This window comes from Streptomyces capillispiralis (genome assembly GCF_007829875.1).
In the GTDB taxonomy this organism is placed as follows: Bacteria; Actinomycetota; Actinomycetes; order Streptomycetales; family Streptomycetaceae; genus Streptomyces; species Streptomyces capillispiralis.
The window spans coordinates 5653592-5675726 of sequence record NZ_VIWV01000001.1 but is presented as its reverse complement, the minus strand read 5'-3'; the positions used below and the strand labels follow the sequence as shown (position 1 = coordinate 5675726).

Here is a 22135-nt window from a genome sequence, read left to right as displayed (position 1 = left end):
CATTGAGCGATTGGACACGGCCATCTGTTCCCTGGCCACCAGCGCGGCAACGAGCTAGCCGCGAAGGCGCACTTCGAGTTCCAGGTGCCTCCCAGCCCCTGGATCACCGCGGCGAGCGCCTGCCTGTGCGTCAACGGCTTCTCAGTCGTCTCACCCTCCCCTCCCGAAAAATGTCACAGCATGGCGCGCGGCGGCAGCCTCCTGATCGCCGGGCCGGCTCAGAAGCGGAGACCGAAGAGACCACCCTCCTCGCTCCCGTCCGTCAGCCGTGGCTCGATGATGCGGTCCTCCACATCGAAACCCCGCTGGACCGCCTTGGAAAGGTCGTCCGAGTTGAGGCTGACGATGTACTGCATGCCCTCCTCCTCGGCGACCTCGGCACCCAACGTGAGCGCCGCGGCGATCTGCCGGTCGTCGACCCCGTCAAAGAGATGACTGTCGTGCACCAGGAAGTCGGGGCCGCGTCCATGACGGCGGGCGATAACCGCGACCGTGAGGTCAAGGCAGAAGATCACCATGTTGCCGATGCCCCGGCTGTCGCCCCGGTCGATGAACGGCGTGATCTTGAGGGAGTTCGTCCCGGACTGGATGGCGAGGTACGCCTCGTGCTCGGGCCCGTAGAGCCTGCGGGCGTACTCGGCGAACAGCAGGATGGCCTCCCGCGTCTGGGTCTGCCGCTCATCGAGGTCGGCCGCCATGGCCTCCTGCAGCTCCGCCCGTTTCGCCGTGATCTGCCGGGCGCTGCTCTCCAGCGCCTGAGCGGCCTCGTAGCGGTGCTTGAGCGCGTCGACGGACGCCTGCTTCTGTGCCAGCGCCTGCTGAAGGGCGGTCAGTGCCTCAAGGGCACCTCCCTCCTCAAGGGCTTTGAGTACGGAGGCCAGTTCCTCGCCGAGTTGTTCCCGTTCGCGTCTGCGGGCCTCCAGTCGCTGCTGAATGGTGTTCATCTCGTCCATCAGATAGCGCCGGCGGTTCCGGACCACCGAGGCATGGAACGCCTGTACGTCGTCGAACCGTTGCCGCACCTGCCGACCGAGCGTGACCCCCAGTTCCTGGTAGGCCCGTTCCAGGTAGCTGGTGTCGGGATCGGCGGCCTCCGAAACGGACTTCTGAAGATCCTCCAGATTGCGCCGGTCCGTAATGTCCTCGTTGGGGATGGCTCGGATCCGGCGGTTGATGTCGTCCGCCCGGTTCTTCAGCTCCTCATAGGCCGGTACGACGCGGAAGGAACTGATCTGGTCCTTGAGACGGCTCACCTCGTTCTCCGCCAGAGCGATCTGTCCGCGCAGGTCCGCCACACTCCCGACGATACGCCCCCACACCGGGTCGTCCACTGCCTTCCTCAGCTGCCGCCGGGTCGACTCCCGGGCCGCGAGCTCACGGAATTCGGCGGCGAGCCGCCAGTCGAGTCCCAGCAGGTAGGCGAGATTGGCCGTGGCCTCCGCCTCCGACTGCTGGGGGAAGGTCCGTACAGCGTCGTTGAACGCCTTCGCCGCGATGCGCCGCATCAGGAAGGAAAGCATCGTCCGGCCGGAGATCCCCGGATGGTCCAGGCCCAGGCCGAAGAGAGTCTGCTCAACGAGTCGGTTCCACTCCGCGGTCGGGATCACCGCCGGGCCGGCGACGTCGAAGAGGCCGCCGGAGTCGTGCCGGACGTCGGGGTCGAGGCGTACGAAACCCGGATCGCAGCCCTGGCGCTGCACGGTCACCCGGCCGTCGCCGGGCCAGTCCAGGGTCAGGGCGAACGTGATCTTCTGGAGTGCGCGGCGGGACGTGAGGCTCTTCTTGCCCGCGGGGGCGCCGAGGAGGAAGTGCAGCAACTCGACAAGGCTGGACTTGCCCGTACCGTTGCGGCTGTCGGTCTCGCGTGAAGTTTCCGTCGTGTCGGCGACCAGGAGGTTGATTCCCGGACGGAACGTCACCGTGCGGAACGAACCGTGGTCAGCGGAGAGTCGGCGCAGCATCCTCGCTCCTTGTCGGTACGAGCAGATCCCGCCGCAGCTCAACCGTGCCGAGCGCGTACAGGATGTCCAGGCCGAGCACGAACCACTCGAACGGGACCGGGGAGTGATGGCCGAGCCGAGCGCGCTGCTCCTTGAAGCGGGCCCAGGCCTGACTGACGGTGAGGGGCTGGTCGAGCGCGAGGAGGATCTGCGCACCGACGGCCAGCAACGCGCGGTCGGGAGCGATTCCCTTCGTCGGAGTGAGCACGTCACATCTCCCCGGTGGTCGCCGGCGCCCAACCGGACGGCGGCACGTCGAAGACGTCACAGCGCTCGAAAAAGTGCGCGATGACGACGGCCGCCGCCCATGTGGCGCGGTGGGTCACTCGCGCATTGCCCACCACGTACTGCTCCAGTCCGAGCCACAACTCCTCCGCGTCGGAGGTCGTCTCTCGCAGTTGGTCGAAGTAGATGCGGAATCCACGGGCCACCAAGTCGTGTTCGTTCACCCGGATGATCCCGTCGTAGTACTCGTCGACCAGGTAACTGTGCCGCAGGGCCTTGACGAGTGTCTCTCGCACATCGTCGGTGAGGCGGTTGTATTCGATCTTGTGCTGATTGACGACGGGCACTTCGGCCAGCGGCTCGGCAGTCTCCCTGCGCTGCCGCAACTGCCTCAGCAGCGGCTCGAGGTCGGCCAGCCCGATGCCGTAGGTCCGCTCGTCGATCGGGATCGGACAACCGAGGAGGTCCTCTGCCGTGACCCGGTCGAGCCGCATGAACTCCTGCCAGAGCCACTGCTTGCCACGCACCGCCACGCGCAGCGGCCTGATCTGCTCCTGCGCCTCGGACAGCACCACGCTGATCTGCGGATGGACGCCGCCGCGAGCGTCGTTGTAGACGAAAGCAAAAGTATCGAACTGGCCGCCGCGTTTGGCCAGCGCCTTGTCCAGATCGGAGTGGAGCTTGGACCGGAACGCGGAGACGTCGTGTGTCTCCGGGGCGTAGCAGGCATGGAGCGTGCGGTCGTGGAGGAGCAGGCCGTCTGCGCCCATGTCACCCAGGTTGCCGTGGGTGCGCACCGGCACGTAGTCGGGATTCAACGCCCCCATGAGCCGGTGGAAGAACTGCTCGAACGGCTCGCCGTGCAGGTCCGTGAGCAACTGCTGAAATTTCAGGTACGCGAAGATGCGCTGAGTGAAGTCCATGTCCCCCGTCGACTCTTTGCACTGAGATGTTGCGGCACGGGACGGCTCATCTCCGGTCACGCAGAGCCGACAGAGAGACGCCGTCGTCGGTGTACCAGACGCTCCAGCCATTGATCTTGCAGTCGGCCACCGTCTCGCAGGCCCCCGACGGGGAGTCGCATATGGTCCCGTCCTCAAGCCGCAGGTATCCGTCCTCGGTCACATACGCCGTGTGGGTCTCGCCGAGGTTGCGCCTGCGCCAGGTGAGCCGCTGCCCCGGCATCAGCAGACCCGCCGTCAGCAGTGGGGCCACCGACGACCTTCTGCGCCGAGCGGCCCCCGGCGCTTCCTGGCCGAGGTCGAGAAGTCGGCGGAGGACGGTGTTGGGGTTGTCGACGAACGGCTTGGCTTCCCTTTGGAGCCGCTCGTAGACCTCATGGTCCACGACGATCGTGTGCTTCGGCATACCTCAGCACCCTTCTTCGGAAACTCGTAGGAGAAAAATAGAGAAACTGGTCACCGAAGTCCAATGAGCTACCCCGCGACACGACCCACGCCGCCGCAGTTGGCGCGACCTCCACCCCGCACGGGATCAGGCGTCGGTTCACCGCCCGCCTCACCTGGACGCCCGATGAGGCGCCCGAAGCCGAACCGAGGCATACACGCATTCGAACGCATTCACTGTCCAATACGCGTTGACACAGCTAACGGAATATCGCCATGCTCATATCGGCAACAGCGCCCCATTCGTCGCGCCGCGCTCCCGCGCTGCGCTCGGCACAGGGAATTGAGCATGACCGAGCAGACCCTCGCATCTCCCGACAACTCCTCGACCACTTCGTCCGCCCCCGACTCCTCCCTCCGCGCTCTGCTCCTGGCACGCATGGACAACTCCCGCCTCGCACCCGAGGCCCTGGGATTGCTACGTGAGCTGCTGCCCGAGGAGCGGGCCGGGAACAGCGGCGGACGGGCCGGACCCGTGCATCTCCGGTCCATCACCGCGGCCGGCTGGCGCGGTATCGGTCCGCGGACCACGCTCGAACTGCCTCCGGGCCCCGGCCTGGTGGTCGTCGCCGGGCCCAACGGCTCCGGCAAGTCGAGCTTCGCCGAGGCCGCCGAGACGGCACTGACGGCCCGGAACTTCCGGTGGGAGGGCAAGCGGGCCGGGGACTGGAAGCAGGGCTGGCGCAACCTGCACAGCCCCGATGTGACCCCCGAGGTCTCCGCCGAACTCTCCGTGGGCGAGCGGAGTGAGACCGTCACCGTGCGGCGGACCTGGTTCGGAGCCAAGGTCGACGAAGCCCGCACGCGGGTCGAGGGCTCGGACGGCTCGGAACGGAAGCTGGACGAGGTCGTGGACGCCGGGGCGCTGGAGTTGACGCGGCCCTTCCTCCCGTACAGCGAACTCGGCTCGATGATCAACGGTTCGCTCAGCGACCTCCACGACGCCTTCTTCAAGCTTCTCGGGCTGGACCTGCTCGCCGAGCTCGACGGACGGGTCAAGGACGCGCACAGCGAGTACGACGGCAGGGTCAAGCGGAGCGCCTCACTGACCGCGGAACTGCTCGGCCAACTGAGCGCGTTGGATGACCCCCGGGCGCGCGAGGCCGCTGCCGCGCTGTCCGGACGTACTCCCGACCCGGCTCGGGTACGGGCCCTGTTGGAAGGTCGCTCCCCGGCCGACGGGGACGAGCTCACACGGCTGCGTGAGCGCGTCAGTCTCGCCGGCCCCGACCTGACGGCGGTCACCCGGGCCGTGACGCGGCTGCGGGAGGCGTCCGCCGCTGCGGAACAGGCACGGTTCGGCAGCGCCGAGGACGCCCGTCGGCTCGCCGAGCTCCTGGAAGCGGCGCTCGATCACCGGTGGCGGTCGGACAGCCCCGACTGCCCGGTGTGCGGCAGCGAGAACCGGCTCGACAGGACGTGGGCCGAGCATGCGCGGGCGGAGGTGGAACGGCTCCGGACCGAGGCCACGGGTGTGGAGGCGGCCCGCCGGGAACTCGCCCTCACGGTGCGGGCCGTTCAGGACCTCGTCCAGCCCGTCCCCGCCAGCCTCCGGAGGGAAGCCTCGCCGCTCGCCGACCTGTGGCGCGCGTGGGCGCTGTGCCGTGACGTCACCGACGCCGGGGAACTGGCGGACCGGGCGGAGCGCACGGCGAAGATCCTGCATGAGGCCTGCCGCCAGGTGCGCGAGGAAGCCGGAGCGCATCTCGCCGAGCACGACGAGGCCTGGCAGCCCCTCGCCGTGAGGCTCACCGAGTGGCTTTCCGTCGCCGAGGTCGCGGACACCGCACACACCCGCCGCCTGCATGCGAAGAAGGCCAGGGAGTGGCTGCGGCCGATCCTCGACGAGTTGCGGAACGAGCGGCTGAGGCCGTACGCGGAGCGCTCCCAGGAGATCTGGCAGCGGTTGTGCGAGCACAGCAGCGTGTCCCTCGGTTCGGTCACACTCGCCGGCACTCCGGGCCGGGGCAGCGTGAAGCTCGGTGTCTCCGTCGACGACATGGACGCCCCGGCCTACAGCGTGATGAGCCAGGGTGAACTGCATTCCCTCGCGCTCGCCCTGTTCATCCCGCGCGCCACGCACGAGGCCAGCCCGTTCGGCTTCCTCGTCATCGACGACCCCGTGCAGTCCATGGACCCGGAGAAGGTCGAGGGACTGGCCCGGGTACTCGACGAGTGCGCCCGCGACCGGCAGGTGATCGTCTTCACCCACGACACCCGGCTCCAGCAGGCCATTGCCCACCTAGGCATCGAGGCGACCATCCTGAGGGTCACCCGGCAAACCGACTCTGTGGTCGGCGTGGAGGCCCTCACGGACCCGGTGGAGCAGGCGCTCGCCGAGGCGCGGGCCATTTCCCTCGACCCGAACCTGCCCCCGGACGTGGCAAATCACGTGTTGCCCGCAATGTGCCGGGTCGCCTTGGAGGCCGCGTGTCTGGAGACCGCCCGGCGCAGGCTCCGTGACGAGCAGGGCCTCGGTCTGCGCGCCGTCGAGAAGCGCGTCGAGTGCCTGGAGCGCACCAAGCAGTACGTGTCGCTCGCTCTTCTCGGCGACGAGCGCCAGTCCGCGCGTGAGGCGGTCGAGCAGCTCCGTCCCGGCGGGTGGAGGCTGATCGAGGCGTTCAACTCCGGTGCGCACGGCCCTTTGCCGACGGTCGACGACCGCAAGGCGCTCGTGGCCCGGACCAAGGCCCTCGCGACGGCGATCCGCCGTAGCCTCGCTGTCGGTACGACGAGTGCCACCGGCGGCACCGGGAGCGCCCGATGACCGCGTCCCCCGAAGCATTCGTCACCGCCGCCGGCGATCTCCTGCGGCCTCCACCGGGAACCGTGCACACACTGGCTCCCGGCCTGCGCGCCCGTGCTGCCGCGGTCCTGCTCCGCATGGCGCTCGACCAGGCCCTGGACCTCTATTGGCAGCGGATCACCCCGTCGATGACCCGCATCGGCAAGCATCGAATGCTGTGCCTGGAGTGGTACGCGGGTCACGAAACCGCCCGGAGGTGCCGTACCACCTGGTCGGCGCTGAGCGCGGCGTGCCACTACCGGACGTACGAACTTCCCCCCACGCCCGCGGAGATACACACCCGGCTGTCGCAGGTCACCGACCTGCTCATGGTCCTACGGGCGGAGCCCGCAACGATGCCGGCCGTTCGGGCGCCCGGCCTCTGAAACACGCGAACGGTCTCAGCTCGCCGTCCGTCCACCCCTGTCGCGGCCTCGAAGCACGCACGACCTGCGAGGAGGGGGTGAAGGCAGACGAGTCGGGCTGTACGCCGGGTTCTGCCCCACTCAGGAAGCGATCACGCTCTGACCTGCATGTTTGCGGGCATCCGGCGGCTGGTTTCGCCCTCTGGGACTTCTCAGGGACTTTCGGCCGAGTCCGTGAACCAGGCCTCGATGGCGGACAGTCCCCGGGCGCCGGCCTGCGGCATGAAGTGGGTGTACGTCCGGAGCGTGAACGCCGGGTCTGAGTGCCCCAGCCACTTCGCGAGCGAGACGATCGACTCGCCGGCTTCGAGCATCACCGAGGCGTACGTGTGGCGCAGGACGTGGAAGCCGTGCTCGCGGCTCGGCTCCCATACGCGCGACGGCTTCTCGCCCGGCTGCCGCTCGGGCAGCGGCGGGATGACTCCCACTTCGGCGAGCGCGGGCTTCCATGCCTTGGTGTTCCAGGTAGTGCGGTTGATCGCGCCGCGCCGCCCGGTATAGACGAGCAGCGGGACGGTCACCTTGCGTCGGTCCTCGCGTGCGAGGTCGGGTTCCTCGGGATCCAGCCACGGCAGGGTGACGTCGATCGGTTCGAAGCGTTCCTGGTGGGTGAGGAGCCGCTTCGCGAGCACCTTCGGCAGAGGTACGTCGCGTTCCTTGCCACCTTTGGGCGGGCCGAAGTAAAGCTGCGACTTGTACATGAGGATCTGCCGCTCTACGTGCACGAAGTCGCCATGGATGTCACCCGGGCTGAAGCCGAACACCTCACCCTGCCGAAGTCCGCATCCGACGCCGAGGTCGAGCATGATCCGGTAACGGTCGGCCAGTGCCTCCCGTACAGCGTCGACACGATCCTGCTCCCAGGCGCGAGCCTTGCGCTCCGGCTTCTTCGGCGGCTTGATCGAGCTGTTGCCCTTGCACGGGTTGCGGTACAGCCGCTTGTCCTCGACTGCGGCCTGCATGATCGCCTTGAGGTACACCCACGCGACATAGGCCGTGCTCGACGCCACCGCCCTCTGCACATCGGCCGACCACTTGCGCAGCTCCGCGACGCCGATGTCCCTGAGCGCCAGGTCTCCGAGCTGCGGCAGCACCTGCCCCCAGATCCGGTGCCTCATGCTTTCCAGCGTCTGAGCAGGGTGGACCTGGGAGGGCCACCAGTGCTTCTCAACGTACTCACGAAGGCTGATCGCACCGTCCCGCGCATCGACGAAATCCCCTCGGCGTGTGTCGGTCTGTGCCTCGGCTAGCCACGCCTTGGCGTCCGCGACCGTATCGAAGGACCGGTCACGGACCCCCGGTATCCCTTTGACGCGGTAACGCGTGCACTTGCCCCATAGCGCAGTGCGTTCGCGCTTGCCCGTCTCCTTGTTCGGCCGCTTCTTGAGCCATCGGTCCTCGATGTAGCCCGCCATGCGCGTCTTCTCCTTGGCCTGGTCATGGTTCTCTCGGCACGACCTGCGTCGCGATCAGACACACAGACGATCTCCGTGCACATGAAATTCCGAGTGCTGCTGAACTCCTCGGAACCGTTCTCCCAGGTCAAACAGCCCGGCGTCGTTCGCGCTGCTGCGGCGCTTTGCTCAGCGGATTGAGAGCCGGGTTCGACCGCGAGTCCGCCTGCTGCTGTTCGTTGAGCCACGCATCAAGCAGGTCCCGGCGGTACATGACCCTCCCGCCTGGCCCCATCCGGAAGCTGGGCGGCCCTTGCCGGCGGTGACGCCAGACGTAGAGGGTGTTCACCGAGATGCCCATGTACTTCGCAGTGTCCTGAACATTCAGGAAGGCAGCCTCAACGGTCGGCTTGGACTGGTTACGCATCGCGTGTCTCCGGGGTAAGCGCTGCCAAAGCAGCGGTCGTTCGTCCTCCCGCCCACTGCGCAGCGAAGCCGCGCGGAACACCGTCGGCGAGCAGGTTCAGAATCCGAGGATTCAGCGGTTTGGTGCGGCTGCCCCGTCGTGATATGGCGAGGCCCAAGAGTGGATGCAGGTCAACTCACATGACTTCATGGCTAGTTGCCCAAGCCGTGCCGTAGCCTGCCCAGAAGCACCCGGGGACGACAAAGGGGTATTGTCATGGCCACCGCACAGGCACTGAGGGGTTATCTACTCGAAGAGGCTCTGGCATGGCTGCTCCGCAACAGCGGCTACAGTCTCCTGACCCAGGGAGACAAGGATGGATCCGAACTCGTCAAGAGACGGAACACGCTCCACGTCGTCGGGCGGGGAACAGAACACCAGGTCGATGCCCTCGGTGAATTCCCTTTCACTCCGGCGTTCTCATTGCCTATCCGCTTATTCCTGGAAGCGAAGTTCTACGACAAGAAGCGCACCTGCGGACTGGACATCGTCCGCAACGCGCACGGCGTTATCAGTGATGTGAACCAGAACTTCACGTATGGGGGTAGCAGCCGTCCTCGACGCCGGTACCACTACTCCTACGCCCTCTTCTCGACCAGTGGATTCAGCAAAAATGCCCAGCAGTTCGCCCTTGCACACCAAATCTCACTGATCGATCTATCGGGGGACTCATTCACATGGCTACGGGACCACATTTACACTCTGGCCTCCGCGATCTGCGCCGCGTCACCGGGGCAAGATGTCCCGAATCGGATCGTGAACTGGGTACGCACCATGGTGCGGCTGAGCCTGGAGACACCGCGGGAAGTGCCTGGCGATTCGTTTGCACTGATCGATGAGGGACTGTCGGCTCCCGCCGATCGGGCCATACAAGGCGCCCTGAATGACTTCGTCCAGGGCATCAACGAACACGGCGAGGCAGAGCTATTGATCGGCTTTCCTGCAGCGCCATTCATTCTTCCCCTGCACACCACCAACCGAAAGGGATTCCTCGACTACGCCTCCCGGAATCCAACGCACCCAGTCCGCATCAGACGCACGGCCGATCATGGTGACGCAGAGTGGATCATCACCCCCAGGAATGGTGACGCTGCCTCCTATCGCCTCACATTCATACTGCCGCAGCACATCGAGGACTGGATCGTCGGCGCTGATGAGGACGGGCAGCAACGGCGGAGTGCCGCAGTAAAGACAGACTTTCTGTCAAACATCACCATCTACCGAATGAAAAACTCAGCCCTCCACGTATATCAGCTCATGTATGAGTCAACCGAGCTTCGACGCCGCTGACGAGTTGGCATATACATGGGACATCCGAGACGAGTACGGCTACCTGACCACTGAGGGCGCTGCACCGCGCCGCCTGCGCCGAACCGGTCTACTGCTGGGCGATGGCCGCGCGAATCCGGTGGTCGACGCGGAGGTCGTGCGCCAGGTGGCCGAAGTACGTCACGCACTCCGGGTGCTGTCGCAGCATCGCCGCCACCGAGCTGGCGGCGTCCCCGATCAGCGTCGTCCACCAGGAGAAGCCATCGGCCTGCCCGCTCTGGTCGTCCAGGAGGGGGATCCATTCGAACGCGCCGCCGCAGCACGCTTCCAAGAGATCGAGCTCCCTCGCCCGGGCCGCCTCCTCGGCGATACTGGCCAGCCACTTGACGGTGGCGCCGAGTTCCTCGGAACCGTGGGAGACGTCCGAACCGAAGAGTGTCGCCATCGCGGACACGACCTCTACAGCACGAGCGGCGTCGGCCAGCAGGTCCGCCATGATCGAGACGACGGGAACCTTGATCAGCACGTCGAAGTAGAGAGCAGCGTCGTCGGGATGCGTAGCGGCCAGCGTCAGGAGGTCCGACCCCGCACCCGTCGACCCGGCGAACAGTTCCCGCTGGAGGTGCTCGCCGCGTAGCGCAACGGGCTCCGCCGGCTCGTCCAGCTCTTGCGCGACGAAATCGAGGAAGGCGGACACCGTGGCCGGGCGTCGCTCCGGGGCCCTCTGGGTCGCCTCCCGGACGATCGCACGCCAGGGGCCCGATTTGGGGAGCAACGGGACGTTCACGAGGGGCATCTCGCCCGTGACGGCCCATCCGATGAGCTGCCCCAGGCTGTAGATGTCAGCGGTGGGGCCCGCGTGGTGGGCGTCGTTGTAGTGCTCAGGGGCCGCGAAACCCTCGGAGCCGAGGAAGACCCCCACGCGGGTGCGCTGTGGATCGGTCGTCTGGCCCAGGGGCCGCCGCACGATCCCCCAGTCCGCCAGGACCCAGCGGCCGTTCAGACGCAGGACGTTGGCCGGCTTGATGTCCCGGTGGATCCATCCCTCACGGTGCGCCACCGCGAGGACCGAGCAGAGGGATTCCAGCAGCTCCCGCAGGGCCGCATCATCGGAGAATTCCTCCCGGCAGCTCTCGGCGGTGGCCTCCGCGTACGGCATGACGAACCAGGTGTATTTGGGATCGAAGTCCAGGATCGGCATCGCGTGCGGGTTCCCGATCAGGCTGCGCCCGAATTCGATCTCTCGCTTCATGCGGGCAACTTGACGGCCGGGCGGGTACTTGTCCTTAAGCTTCTTGAGGATGACGACCTTGCCGCTGGGCTTGTGCACCGCCTTGAAAACGTCTGCCTGGCCGCCGTCGGCGAGGGGTAGCCGTTCACACGCGTAGTCCTTGCGCTCGCCCCGTCTGGAGGGGCTGAGCAGCTCTCCGGTTCGTGGCGCGACCAGCGGCTTGCCAGCGATCTCCTCCAGTTCCCCGGCTTCCGAGAAAAGGGTGATCCGGTCGCTCGTGTGGGCGATGGCATCCGCGAGGCTCGCCGAAGCCGGCGGGTTCGCGTCTACTGGCCGCCGGGGAGCGACGACGTTCTGGAAGACCTCTGCGGGATCGAACCCCTCGGCGAGGTAATGGAGCACCTCGCGCTGGTCCTCGGGAAGCAGTGGCTGGAAGGCGTCGAACTGCGCCCTGTCCGTGATGGTGCGGATGGCCTCCAGGGTCTGGCCGTCGATGCCCAGCTCTGTGAGGTCGGCGGCGGAGAACCGAGCGAAGAGAGTCATGGGAGCGTGGGAGGCGGGCCGCGAAGTGATCAGCCGCTCCATGGCCTCGACGTCCCGCACCTCCAGGCTTCCCATCGCGGAGTTCACGGAGAAGAGCCGGGTGGAGGCCCACTGCAGGGCCTCGTCGTGTGGCAGCACCTTGAGGAGGAGAAAGGTCTCACTTCCGTCGTCGGGCGCGAGGAGCACGCCCCTCCAGAAGGCCGTGATGCGTATCGTCCTCATCCGCGGATCACGGGCCATGCGCGCGACGGACAACCCCAGCCCCTTGTCCGCGTACAGCTCGGCCACCGTCAGCGACTGGAACTTGGTGATCGCCTTGCGAACCCCGGCCCGGACGGGCTTCTCCAGCTGCTCGTAGTCGGTCCAGAAGGTGTGCACGAAGGCGAGCTGCGGCAAGGCTAACTGCTCGTTTCAGAATGAGGTCCGAAGGCGGCGGAGGCATATGAGGCTGCAGGCCAGTTCGAGCAGGCCCTGATGTAGATCGGCGCGCCGTTCGTAGCGGGTGCGGAGCCGTTTGAACTGGTGCAGCCAGGCGAAGGCGCGCTCGACGACCCAGCGCACCTTGCCCAGTCCGGAGCCATGAGCGACACCCCGTCGGGCGATCAGGGGCCTGATGCCACGTTTCCACAGCAGGCGGCGGTACTTGTCGAAGTCGTAGCCCCGGTCCGCGTACAGGCGTCGAGGTTTGTGGCGCGGGCGTCCCCGCAGTCCCCGGATCGGCGGGACGGCGTCGAGCAGGGGCAGGAGCTGGGTGACGTCGTGTCGGTTGCCACCAGTGAGCTTCACGGCGAGTGGGGTTCCGTGGCGGTCGACAATCAGGTGGTGTTTGGAGCCGGGGCGGGCGCGGTCGACGGGTGAGGGGCCGACGTGGTCCCCCCTTTGAGGGCGCGGACGTGTGATCCGTCCGCGGAGCAGTCGTCCAGGTCCAGCAGGTCGGCGCGGCGAAGCTCAGTCAGCAGGGCGGCGTGCAGGCGTGGCCAGACCCCTGCCTCGGTCCAGTCCCGCAGCCGGCGCCAGGCCGTCACGCCGGAACAGCCGACAGTCTCCGCCGGGACGTCTCGCCAGGCGACGCCGGTCCGCAGCACGAACAGGACGCCGGCGAGTGCTGTCCGGTCAGGAACACGCAACCGCCCGGGATGCCGGTGGCGTCGTTCGGGAGGGGGTGGCAGCAACGGGGCCACCCGATTCCACAGGTCGTCCGGAACAAGATCAGCACGCACCCGGACACCTTGCCGACCGAGATCGTCGAGTACAAGACCCGCGGCATCTCCTCGCGACTTGCACGGAGGGTCTGGCGTCAGTTCGCCAGGTCGAGCGCTCAGCCTGAGGCGCCCTCCAGCGGAAGGTGGTCTCGGAAGTACTGCGACTCCAGCCACTCCTCCTTCACGAAGAGCGGACGGGTCAGGCGTGCTGCCCCGACCTGCTGCGAGCGCAGAAGAACCCCGAGATCGGTCAGGGAAAGCGAGTCATCAGGCGTGTAGAGCAGACAGTTCCCATGCTCAGCAGCGTGGTCCAGCAGGAACTGCTGGCCCTGCTCTGGATCGCTTCCCGCCAGTGGGAAGCCAGACAGGAAGACCTGCGGACCGGTGACCGCATCCAGTGCAACACAGGCGAGCTTGCCCGCGTCGTAGAACGCTTTCACCCCATCCGGGAAGTCCTCCTGTGCATACCGACCGCCAACCCTCTCCTGCGGTCCAGGGACCAAAAGTGCCTGGGCGACCTCGGCTGGAGACATCCCGAACCGCAACGGACCCACACCGGCTCCCGACCGCAGCTCCCAGCACTCCCGCTCCGCATCCACGCCCATTCACCCACTCCTACGTTCCGACCGGTCCGGACCAAGCCGTATGCACAAGACCATGGGCCAAGGTGCCAACTCAGCTGTACAAGTGCCAACAGGATTGCTGCTCTCGGCGGCAGTCATTCTGAAACGATCAGTAAGTCTCCAACGCGAGAGGCTGGTTGTCCGGCTCTCCAGCGTATCGCCCGGGCGCCGACCGGAAGTCATGCCGTTCGCCGGTCCGGCGCCGCCTCCGGGCGCGCGTACATTGGCCCTTCCACGCAGCGCCCGGTGCAGCACCACCGAGTCCACCGTCATCAGGAGATATAGGAACGCGGTGAACGGCAGCAGCGGAGCGAGCCACAGCGGCTGACGGTTGTGCCGCAGTTGCGCGTACGCGCTCCGCGCGACCATTCGCCACAGCTCGCCGAGTCCCGGACACGGGCGGACGCTGTCGACCCGCTCCGCGAGGCCCAGCCAGATCCCTCAGGCATGCTGTGAGAGCCGCCCCGGCCTACAAGGGTAGAAACGGGCTAGGTTTGCCGTGCCAGGAGATGCGCAGCGCATCGCGGGCTCGGGTGGTGGCGACGAAGAGTTGGTTGCGGCTCTTCTTGAGTTCGCGTTCGTACCGCTTGGGGTCAGTCGTCTCGTACTTCTCGACGACAGCAGTGCGCGGGAGGATGCCGTCGCTCGCGCCGATAACCGCGAGCTTCTGGTACTCAAGTCCCTTGAAGCGGTGCATCGTTCCGATGTGGACCTCGCCGCCACCTTGCGGCCCCTCCTTGGTGAGGGTCGCAGTGGTGATGCCGTGCTTCGTCTCCAAATCGGCTGCGACGCGGCCGGCCATATCGCCGTCGGCGACGCAGACGGCCATGGTGCCACTGGGGTCGCGTACGGTGCCGTCTTCGGTGGGCTGGGTGATGTCCGCGCGCCACTGCTTGAGGGCCTCGGCGAGCTGGGTGATCTCGTCGGTCCAGTCTGCGCAGGCGACGTACTCGGGGGCGGGGCCGTGCAGCAGGGAGTGGTAGCCGTCGAGGGTGTCCGTGCCGTCATCGAGGTCGTCGTAGGTGCCCCCGCGGACGACCTTGGCGGCCTGGTCGAGGATCTCCTGGGTGGTGCGGTAGCTCAGCGTCAGTTTCGAGGAGCGGCCACCGCGGATGTTGATGCCGACGGTGGAAAGGGTGACCTGCCGGTCGTAGATCCGCTGGTGGGTGTCGCTGGCGATGAACAGGTCGTCAGGGCCGGAGGCGACCATGGCGCGCAGCATCTTCCAGTGGGCGGGGCTGAGGTCCTGGGCCTCGTCGACGACGATGTGACGGTAGCGGTGACGCAGGTAGCGCATCGCGGAGCTGTTGTCGTCGAGGTGGGCCAGGTCGCCGCCGCCAATGTCGGCCTTGCGCTCGGCCCGCGTCTGGATCTTGCGGGCGCGTTCCATCTCGTACCGCGCCGCGCGCTCGGCGGCCTGGGCCCAGGTCTCCCGGCCCATGCCGTTGAGGCGCAGGGCGAACTGTTCGAGCAGTTTCCAGACGACTGCGCGTTCGGGGCGGTTGAGGGCGCGGCCCATGCCGGCGCGACGGGCCTTGAAGTAGTCCTGGCGGGTGCCGAGGGACTGGCCCAGGACGATCTGCTCCCATTCGTCGAAGAGGAATTCCGCGTCCCAGCGCTGCTCGTCGTGTTCGAATAGGACCTCGCGCAGCACGTCCAGGGCCCGGTCGTCGGTGATCAGGCTGCGCTGTGCGCCGGGCGCGGTGTTCTCATTGAGGACGTTCTGGGCGAGCTGGTCGATGTGCTTGATGTCCACGCGACCGAGCAGCGCCGGGTCCATGAGCGAGGTGAGGCGGGAGCGCAGGTCGGCAGTGAGGTTCTTGGTGTACGTGGTCAGCAGGATCGGCTTGCCGTGGCCGGGCGGCAGGGCTGCGGCGAGGCGGGCGACCCGGTGCAGGGCGACGATGGTCTTGCCGGTGCCGGGGCCGCCGCTGACCCGGCCGGGGCCGCTGTAGTTCCGTTCGACGATCTTGCGCTGGGTGGGGTGGAGGTAGACCTTCCAGGCCCGGAAGTCGCCCTCGGCCAGCACGTTGCGGATGTCGTCGTCGACCGTGGTGACCGCGGTACGGGTGAGGGCCGCCGCCATGTCGTCCTCGAAGCCCGGTTCGAGCTCGGTGGAGGCAGGCTGGGTGATCTCGCGCTCGACCTCGTCGACGGACATACCGGAGCCGAGGCCGGTGAGGACCTCGGCAGTCAGGCGCGGGGCGCCCGCGATGAGCTGGTCGAGTTCCTCGTCGGTCGTGACGGCGAGGGCCGGGCCGATGAGAGCGTCGGCGACACCAAGCCGCCGCAGGTCCGCGGGGGTGCAGCCGACGAGGAGCGGTTCGGTGGGGGCTGCCGGCTGCTGTGTCACGACCGGGGCGGGCGTGGGCTCGGCCGGTGCAGTGTGCTCGTCCTGGGCCGGCGTGAGCTGGAGGCCCGCGCGCTGGAGGACACTCTGGCCGACGACGCCCAGGTCGACGAACTCGATCTCGCCGGTGATCCGGTTGATGGCGACGGTGAGTTCTTCGTAGACGTCCTTGCGGTGGCGGACCGCGACGATCAGCCACTGCTGGACGCCATCGGTGCCGACCCCGGCCCGGGCCAGCAACGCCCTGTACGAACGGTCGATCTTGGCGCGGAAGATCCGGCCGTCGCCCTTGAGAGGCTTGAGGTCGAGGCTGGGGTGATCGGGGTCGATACGGAACTGGTGGCAGAAGTCGTAGAACTTCGTCTTGACCGACGAGTCCATCTTGTAGAGCTCGTTCTCGGCCTTCTGGTAGAGGCTCAGGCGTGCGGTCATCGTGCGGCACTCTGTTCTTCGGAGTCGGGACGGGCGGTGGCGTCGGGGAGCATGCCCAGCAGAGCATCAAGATCGGCTAGCCAGTCGTCGGCCGAGCGGATGGTGAACCCGGCGTCACGGTAGGCGCTCCAGGTCTTGTCGCTCTCCTTGTCCTCCTGGTCGTACGGCTCGGCCATGACGGCGATCCGCGGAGTGCCGTGGTCCCAGACGAAGTCGGCGAGCCAGCCTCGTTCGCCGAGCTCGTAGCCGTAGGCGGGGGCCTTCTTGCCGCCGTCGGCCAACACGTGGGCTAGGCGGGTGAGGGGGGAGTCGGGATCGTCCTCGTCGAGGTATTCGAGGATCTCCCGGTCCCACAGCAGATCCCGCACCGCTGCTTCGAGAGGAGTCTCGTTGGAGGCTTCCGCGGGTACGGGCTGCGATGCGGGTGTGCCGGTGCCGTAGCGCACAACGAGGGATTCAAGTTCACCGAGGCCGCCGAAGGCCTTGAGGACCGAGATGTCGAAGCTGGCTGCGGTGGCTGTGGTGAGTTGAATGCCGTCGCCGCCGTCGTGGGCGAGGAACTGCAGGATGTTGGACCACTGGAGCCAGGAGCGCCAGCGCGCCTTGTGTTCGGGCGTGCCGAGCTGGTCGTGTGCGGTGTCGTCAAGGCAGGCCAGTGCTGACCAGTGGCCGGTGGCTGCATCGACGAGGAAGGCGACGGGGAGACCGGACTGGTCGCTGGTCTGGAACAGGTTGAGCGTGCCAGTGCCCTGCACGGGCGCCGGGTCGATGCCGTCGGTGCGGCCCCAGGCGTCGAGGAGACCGCTGAGCGTCTGACGCGTCTGGTCGGGCGTGCCGTTGCCGACGAGGATCTCCTGGCCGGTCCCGAGGAGCCCGCCGACCATGGCTGATGCCCGCTTGCCCCAGGCCGCGTCGTTCGGGCTGCGCAGGTAGGCGAGGAGCATGGTCATCGGGTCGGTGAAGGCGGTGGCCGCGAGGTCGTCGCCGCCACGGTCGGCGTAGAGCTGCTTGGCGAGGTCCTGGGCACTGCGCGGGTACGGCGGCCACACCGGCTCGGCCGTCTCGCGCCCCGCGCCGGACTCCGCCGTGTTCGTCTGCCGCTCGAAGGCGTCGAGGTCGTGCCAGGTGAGCTGGAAGACGATTCTCCCCTCGGCCCGGAGCCGGTTGCGTTTGTCGGCGTCGCTGGCGAGCCGGTTGTTCCGGCGAGAGGCGTGAAAGCGGTGTCCGTCGAGGTAGACAGTGATCTTCTGCTTGGGACCGTCGACGCGTTCGAAGGTGAAGTCGGTACGGGTGTAACCCTCGTTTCGTTGCGCTGTCAGACGCCAGCCGTGCACGGTGCCGATTTCGTCGAGACGCAGATAGGCGCTGTTGTCGCCGCTCTCCTCCAGCACGGCGTCGCCGCGCTGTCCGGCCCACCCACGCAGGGCCTTGAGGAAGCGTGCCTCCAGATCGGACTCGACCTGCCCGTCCAGGCCGATCTGATCGGTGTTCCCGACCTTCTTGGTGTCCCAGGCGTCGGTGTCCGTGCCCAGCAGTTCGTCGAGGATCTCCAAGGCAGCCTGACGGGAGACGCGCTCGATGTACTGCTCGTCGGCGTAGAGGTACAGACAGCGGTGGCAGGCCGGCCCGCCCTCCTCGTTGCAGGGGCACTCCACGAGCAACCGGCGCGCGCCCTCCAGCACCTGACGGAAGGCAGCGGGATCGGTGAGCCGGTCAAGGTAGCCGGTGCCGTGCGGGAGACGGTCGTACAGGACCAGGAAGTGCCGTTTCTCCGCAGTGTCGCGGTCCGGCATGGTGGCGAGGGTGGTGGCGAGGTGCTGCGGGTCGCCGCCGAAGGCACCGTCCACGCCCAGGCGCAGGGCCGCCTGGAAGGAGTGGACCTTCTCCTCGACGAGGACGGTCGCTGCCGGCAGCAGGATGCGTAGGGCCTCGGTCTCCAACTCGTGGGCGAGCAGGACCGGTTCCTGGGGTACGCCCTTCTTGCCGCGCCGCAGCGGGCACCAGGGCGTGTGGTGCTTGAGTTCGCGCTGGCGGTTGGCGGAGTTGTCGACGGCGTCCCGGTCGTCGTCGAAGACCGGTCGGCCGTCGGCGCTCGCGGCTCCGCAGGCAGTACACACATGGAAGGGGGCGATGCGCACCGGCTTCCCGGCGAGCTGCTCGTTCTCCTGTGCGCCGATGCTGAGCGGTCCGGCGTTGATACGGCGGATGATGGCACGGCGGGTGTAGTCGACGCCGAAGACCTCTTTGGTATGCCGCCAGGACTTGCCCTTGGCGAAGTGGTCGGGGTGGATGTCAACCATGTCGACGACGGTGTAGAAGCGGCGGTCGCGGTCGTCGCTCTCGTCGCCGATCCTGGCGTCCTCCCGCTTGTCGCGGGCCGTCACGACGCTGGGCTGGACGATCTGCCACAGGCTGCCGGAGTCGGCGATGCCCGCCTCCCCGCAGCGCGGACAGGGCGTGATGTCGTTCTCGGCGTTCTCGGTGCGGACGTAGCCGCACGAGGGGCAGAAGCGCCAGTGGCGCCAGTCCTGGTCCCGGCCGGTGACGATATCGATACCGGTGATCCGGTGCTTGTAGCCCTCTGCGTAGAAGGTGTTCCCGGGGGCGAGTTCGGACAGGGCGAAGCCACGCGGACGCCCGTAGGAGAACGACTTCGACTTGTAGCGGGGCCGGCCTTCGGGTGTGGTGCCCTCGGGCCAGAAGACGGTGGCGTCGAGGGTGGTCGTGGCGTCGATGAGAGCGTAGTTGGGCAGCAGGCCGAGGTCACACAGCACGGTCTGGGCGGGCTGACGCTGCCGTGTGGCGCCTTGCTTGGAGATTGCTCCGAGTTCGGCCTCCAACTCCGCCTTTGTGCTTGCCTGTTCGTCGTCGCCGTCTTTGAGCTCGTCGATCGCGGAGCGGATCGTACGGATGCGGGTGCGCAGCTTCTGGTTCTCGCGCTCCCACTCCCGTTCGGCCTTCTCGATCGCGCTGCGGATGCCGCGGACCGCGTACTTCTCCAGCTCCTCCTTGGCGGTGTCGCTCACGCCGGTCGGGAACAGGGCGAGGAAGCCAGCGACGAGTTCCTCGCCGTGGGCGAGGGCGGCGTCGGTGAAGTCGGCGAGATAGCCGGAAGGACCGAAGAGTTCGTCGACTCGGCGCGACAGCGCGGCCAGCGGCCTGCCGTCCTCACGCAGCAGCCGGCCGCGCGCCGCGAGATCGAGGAGGTGGGCGGTGTACTGACGGCGCAGGATCTCGATGGCCGACAGATACGAGCCCGGCGGCACGATCCGTCCGTCGATCATGTCCCGCGGCCGGTCGAGGAAGTACAGGTCGCGGCGCCTGCGGTCGGGAATGGTCAGCAGGAAGGCATTTCCGGTACGGCGTCCAGCCCGACCCGCCTGCTGGGCATAGTTGGCCGGACGGCGCGGCAGGGCGCCGAGGACGACGGCGGACAAGTCGCCGATGTCGATGCCCATCTCCAGGGTGGGCGTGCAGGACAGCACGTTGGGGTCGTTGAATCCTTCGCCGTTGCGGAAGGCGTCCTCGATACGTTCGCGCTTGCCGCGGGAGAGCAGACCGGTGTGCTCGGCGGTGATGACCTGGTAGGTGCCCGCTCGCCGGTACAGGCGGCGGTAGTAGTCGTCACGGTAGTCGCGGTCCCGGTCGTGCCGGTCCACGGTCTCCAGCCACCGGTCGCCGGCGACCAGCCGCCCCGCCGTGCAGCGATACGCCTGGCAGGGCTGCCCGTGGTACTGGTCCAGCAGCGAGGGGTGGACGGTCTGCTCCCAGAAGCACTTCGGGCAGCGAACATAGGCCTCGTTGACCTGGGCGTCGGTCAGCAACTGCAACCGGATGGCCCCTGGCTGGAGGCCGTACAGGCGGGCGGCCGTGTCGCTCGGGGTACGTGCTGCAAGCAGCCCGGCGTCGGTGAGCCGGGGCAGCAGCCGAACCCAGAACTCGTCGGCCTGTTCGCGGGTCATGTCGAGGCAGCGCTGGGCCCAGGTCTGGTACCAGGACAGACGTCCGGCGGCGAAGTCGAACTCGCTGCTCGGCTTGGGCCGCGCGAGCAGGAAGCTCGGTGCGGACACCCCCTTGGGGAAGGCCTTCATACCGCGCGGGCGACCTCCCCAGATGAAGTAGCGGCTGGTGCCCGCCTCGTCGAGGAACTTCTCCAGCCACCGGTGCCCAACCGCCCCACGCGTACGCAGTCGCTCCAACAAGCCGCGCAGAAAGGCCAGATAGCGGGTGTCGTCGTGTTCGGTAAGCGTCAACCCACGGTGGGCGGCCTCCTCATGCGCGGCGCGCATGAGCGCCACGGCCGCCTGCTCATCGGGGATGTCCACCCAGGCGGCTGAGGTACGGGTCAGTTCGAGGGTACGGCCGTTGCGGGAGCGGTGGCCGAACTCCATGACGGCCTCGAACGCGAACCGTTCACCAATCAGGTCCCAGGTCTTCTTGTCCCCACCGCGCCCTTGGCCGGACAGCAGGCGCGCTACGCCCGTGTCGTCGTGGAGGTCCGGCGGGACGACGGCGGCGAGGGTCTCACGGTCGGTGGTAGCCGCTACGACGTCGGCGACAAGGTCGTTAAGTGCGCTGGGCTGCTGTTCGCTCAGGTGCTTGGTGAACAAGGCCCGTAAGGAAAAGGTGTACGAGCGGGAGGCGACGAAACCGGCCCGGTGCGCGGCGTCCTGCACCGAGTCGTTGAACATCAGCGTCTTCGTCTCACGCTGCTCCTTGTCCATCTCCCCGCCGGTGAACAACTGGGTGACGGAGGCGGCGGCGAGGGCAGCAGCACCCGTACCGACGAAGCGGATCGCGTTGTGCGTGCCGCAGGCGGGGCACCAGTCGTCCTTGGCGGCGCGTTCCGCGGTGTCGCCGAGCTGAACCAGGACGAAGGCGGAGTCAGGGCCGGCGGGCGCCGGGTTGCCCTCGTCGTCGTAGTCGCCCTGGGGGTCGGGCAGCCGCAGGCGCTGGGACAGGCCGTCGAGCACCATGAGCACGCCCGCGCCGCCGGTGGTCAGCGACCTCTGCGCCGCCGGGTCCATGGCGGTACGGCCGTTGCCCTCGCGGGCCTCATTGTCGGTGGCCGCCACCAGGGTGCGCACCTTGGCCTTCTCGGCGGTGACGGTGGCCCGGCGGATCTTGTGAGCCTCGAAGTTCAGCTCCTCGAAGTCCGACTCGGGGGCGAGGACCGACCAGCCGGAACGCCCGCACTCTCGGCAGTACACCGCAGGCAGGAAGATCTTGGTGTCGCGGGAGGTGGTGGTGTCCGGCGTCGTACGCGACTGGCTCTGCGCCCCGGCCGTGTCCCACGCGAACTCGGCCTTCGGCCACGGAAGTACGCCCCGCAGCATGCGGGTGACGGACCGCGCCCACTGGTGCACCTCGACCTGGACGAAGGGGCGGCTGATCGCGGCCGGCGCGTCAGGGTCACGCGCCACGGACAGCAGCGCGACGAAGCGGGCGAGTGCCAGCGCAGCGATCTGGGGCCGTGTAGTGATCGCCTCGTCCCAGCTCTTCGCCCCACTGCGGCGCATCACGTCGAGCACCTCGTCGTAGGTGCGCACCGTGCCGTCGAAGGCGTTCAGGACGGCGTACGTGAGCCGATTGCGCTTGAGCGCGGCACCGAGGGCGACCGGGTCAGTGATCCGGCTTCCGGTGACGGCCTCGGCGAGGTCCGCGAGTTCTTCGGGGCCGGACGCCGGATCCGGCAGGGCGGTGAGTGCCTCAGGGGGCGTGGCCTGGCCGGGGAGGAATCGCGCGTCCGGGATCAACTCGTCCTCGCCGAGGATGAACTCGTCG

General features: G+C 67.7%; 14 protein-coding genes and 1 pseudogene. 3 read left to right on the top strand and 12 right to left on the bottom strand.

All coding sequences use genetic code 11. The features are described from left to right. Positions 1–218 precede the first annotated feature (218 nt). From FHX78_RS24735 to FHX78_RS24720, 4 genes are read right to left on the bottom strand one after another with little or no spacing between them, the layout of a single operon-like run. Entirely contained in the window at positions 219–1961 is a 1743-nt protein-coding gene (locus FHX78_RS24735) for an ABC-three component system protein (protein ID WP_145869597.1), read from the bottom strand. Next, complete coding sequence (locus FHX78_RS24730; RefSeq protein WP_145869596.1) at positions 1939–2208, bottom strand: ABC-three component system middle component 6; 270 nt, start codon at positions 2206–2208, stop codon at positions 1939–1941. Before FHX78_RS24730 ends, FHX78_RS24735 begins: the two co-directional genes overlap by 23 nt. A gap of 1 nt (position 2209) precedes the next feature. Next, positions 2210–3148 carry an ABC-three component system protein gene (locus FHX78_RS24725; RefSeq protein WP_145869595.1) on the bottom strand — a complete coding sequence of 313 codons (939 nt, stop codon included), beginning with the start codon at positions 3146–3148 and terminating at the stop codon, positions 2210–2212. A 46-nt stretch (positions 3149–3194) separates the two neighbouring features. After that, the gene (locus FHX78_RS24720; protein WP_145869594.1) at positions 3195–3593 is read right to left on the bottom strand and encodes a restriction system modified-DNA reader domain-containing protein; all 399 of its coding nucleotides are present in this window, start codon (positions 3591–3593) and stop codon (positions 3195–3197) included. Positions 3594–3920: 327 nt separating this feature from the next. Between FHX78_RS24720 and FHX78_RS24715 the strand changes: the two genes are divergently transcribed. Both FHX78_RS24715 and FHX78_RS24710 read left to right on the top strand, forming a co-directional pair. After that, complete coding sequence (locus FHX78_RS24715) at positions 3921–6398, top strand: AAA family ATPase (RefSeq protein WP_145869593.1); 2478 nt, start codon at positions 3921–3923, stop codon at positions 6396–6398. Next, positions 6395–6802: a hypothetical protein gene (locus FHX78_RS24710; RefSeq protein ID WP_145869592.1), complete on the top strand. Its 408-nt coding sequence runs from the start codon at positions 6395–6397 to the stop codon at positions 6800–6802. Before FHX78_RS24715 ends, FHX78_RS24710 begins: the two co-directional genes overlap by 4 nt. A gap of 191 nt (positions 6803–6993) precedes the next feature. On the opposite strand, the gene FHX78_RS24705 is transcribed toward FHX78_RS24710, so the two are convergent. Both FHX78_RS24705 and FHX78_RS24700 read right to left on the bottom strand, forming a co-directional pair. Further along, complete coding sequence (locus tag FHX78_RS24705; RefSeq protein ID WP_145869591.1) at positions 6994–8256, bottom strand: tyrosine-type recombinase/integrase; 1263 nt, start codon at positions 8254–8256, stop codon at positions 6994–6996. A 127-nt stretch (positions 8257–8383) separates the two neighbouring features. After that, the gene (locus tag FHX78_RS24700) at positions 8384–8662 is read right to left on the bottom strand and encodes a helix-turn-helix domain-containing protein (RefSeq protein ID WP_145869590.1); all 279 of its coding nucleotides are present in this window, start codon (positions 8660–8662) and stop codon (positions 8384–8386) included. Between the two features lie 255 nt (positions 8663–8917). On the opposite strand from FHX78_RS24700, the gene FHX78_RS24695 reads away from it, so the two are divergent. After that, positions 8918–9991, top strand: coding sequence for a restriction endonuclease (locus FHX78_RS24695; protein ID WP_145869589.1), 1074 nt, complete (start codon positions 8918–8920; stop codon positions 9989–9991). Positions 9992–10079: 88 nt separating this feature from the next. Here the strand turns inward: FHX78_RS24695 and FHX78_RS24690 are convergent, their stop codons facing one another. The 6 genes and pseudogenes from FHX78_RS24690 to FHX78_RS38215 form a co-directional block, all read right to left on the bottom strand. Next, a complete protein-coding gene (locus tag FHX78_RS24690; protein WP_145869588.1) occupies positions 10080–12140 on the bottom strand; it encodes a serine/threonine-protein kinase in 2061 nt (686 codons plus the stop codon). A 15-nt stretch (positions 12141–12155) separates the two neighbouring features. Further along, positions 12156–12964 (bottom strand): IS5 family transposase gene (locus FHX78_RS24685; RefSeq protein WP_145869040.1). Its coding sequence is split into 2 segments (ribosomal slippage): positions 12156–12625 and positions 12625–12964, totalling 810 coding nucleotides; the frame shifts between segments, so codons are not numbered across the junction. A 98-nt stretch (positions 12965–13062) separates the two neighbouring features. Continuing rightward, positions 13063–13386 (bottom strand): hypothetical protein, encoded by a 324-nt coding sequence (locus tag FHX78_RS24680; RefSeq protein WP_229924249.1) that lies wholly within the window; start codon positions 13384–13386, stop codon positions 13063–13065. Between the two features lie 362 nt (positions 13387–13748). Continuing rightward, positions 13749–14007: pseudogene (locus FHX78_RS37620) on the bottom strand (glycosyltransferase); the annotation flags it as partial. A 31-nt stretch (positions 14008–14038) separates the two neighbouring features. After that, positions 14039–16351, bottom strand: coding sequence for a UvrD-helicase domain-containing protein (locus tag FHX78_RS24670; protein WP_145869587.1), 2313 nt, complete (start codon positions 16349–16351; stop codon positions 14039–14041). Continuing rightward, entirely contained in the window at positions 16348–20313 is a 3966-nt protein-coding gene (locus FHX78_RS38215; RefSeq protein ID WP_425282239.1) for a DUF1998 domain-containing protein, read from the bottom strand. Before FHX78_RS38215 ends, FHX78_RS24670 begins: the two co-directional genes overlap by 4 nt. Between the last annotated feature and the right edge of the window lie 1822 nt (positions 20314–22135).

Bases quoted from the DNA above. Each gene is read 5' to 3' on its own strand.
- FHX78_RS24735 (WP_145869597.1), bottom strand. From the start codon at position 1,961: ATGCTGCGCCGACTCTCCGCTGACCACGGTTCGTTCCGCACGGTGACG.
- FHX78_RS24725 (WP_145869595.1), bottom strand. From the start codon at position 3,148: ATGGACTTCACTCAGCGCATCTTCGCGTACCTGAAATTTCAGCAGTTG.
- FHX78_RS24720 (WP_145869594.1), bottom strand. From the start codon at position 3,593: ATGCCGAAGCACACGATCGTCGTGGACCATGAGGTCTACGAGCGGCTC.
- FHX78_RS24715 (WP_145869593.1), top strand. From the start codon at position 3,921: ATGACCGAGCAGACCCTCGCATCTCCCGACAACTCCTCGACCACTTCG.
- FHX78_RS24710 (WP_145869592.1), top strand. From the start codon at position 6,395: ATGACCGCGTCCCCCGAAGCATTCGTCACCGCCGCCGGCGATCTCCTG.
- FHX78_RS24705 (WP_145869591.1), bottom strand. From the start codon at position 8,256: ATGGCGGGCTACATCGAGGACCGATGGCTCAAGAAGCGGCCGAACAAG.
- FHX78_RS24700 (WP_145869590.1), bottom strand. From the start codon at position 8,662: ATGCGTAACCAGTCCAAGCCGACCGTTGAGGCTGCCTTCCTGAATGTT.
- FHX78_RS24695 (WP_145869589.1), top strand. From the start codon at position 8,918: ATGGCCACCGCACAGGCACTGAGGGGTTATCTACTCGAAGAGGCTCTG.
- FHX78_RS24670 (WP_145869587.1), bottom strand. From the start codon at position 16,351: ATGACCGCACGCCTGAGCCTCTACCAGAAGGCCGAGAACGAGCTCTAC.
- FHX78_RS38215 (WP_425282239.1), bottom strand. From the start codon at position 20,313: ATGACCCGCGAACAGGCCGACGAGTTCTGGGTTCGGCTGCTGCCCCGG.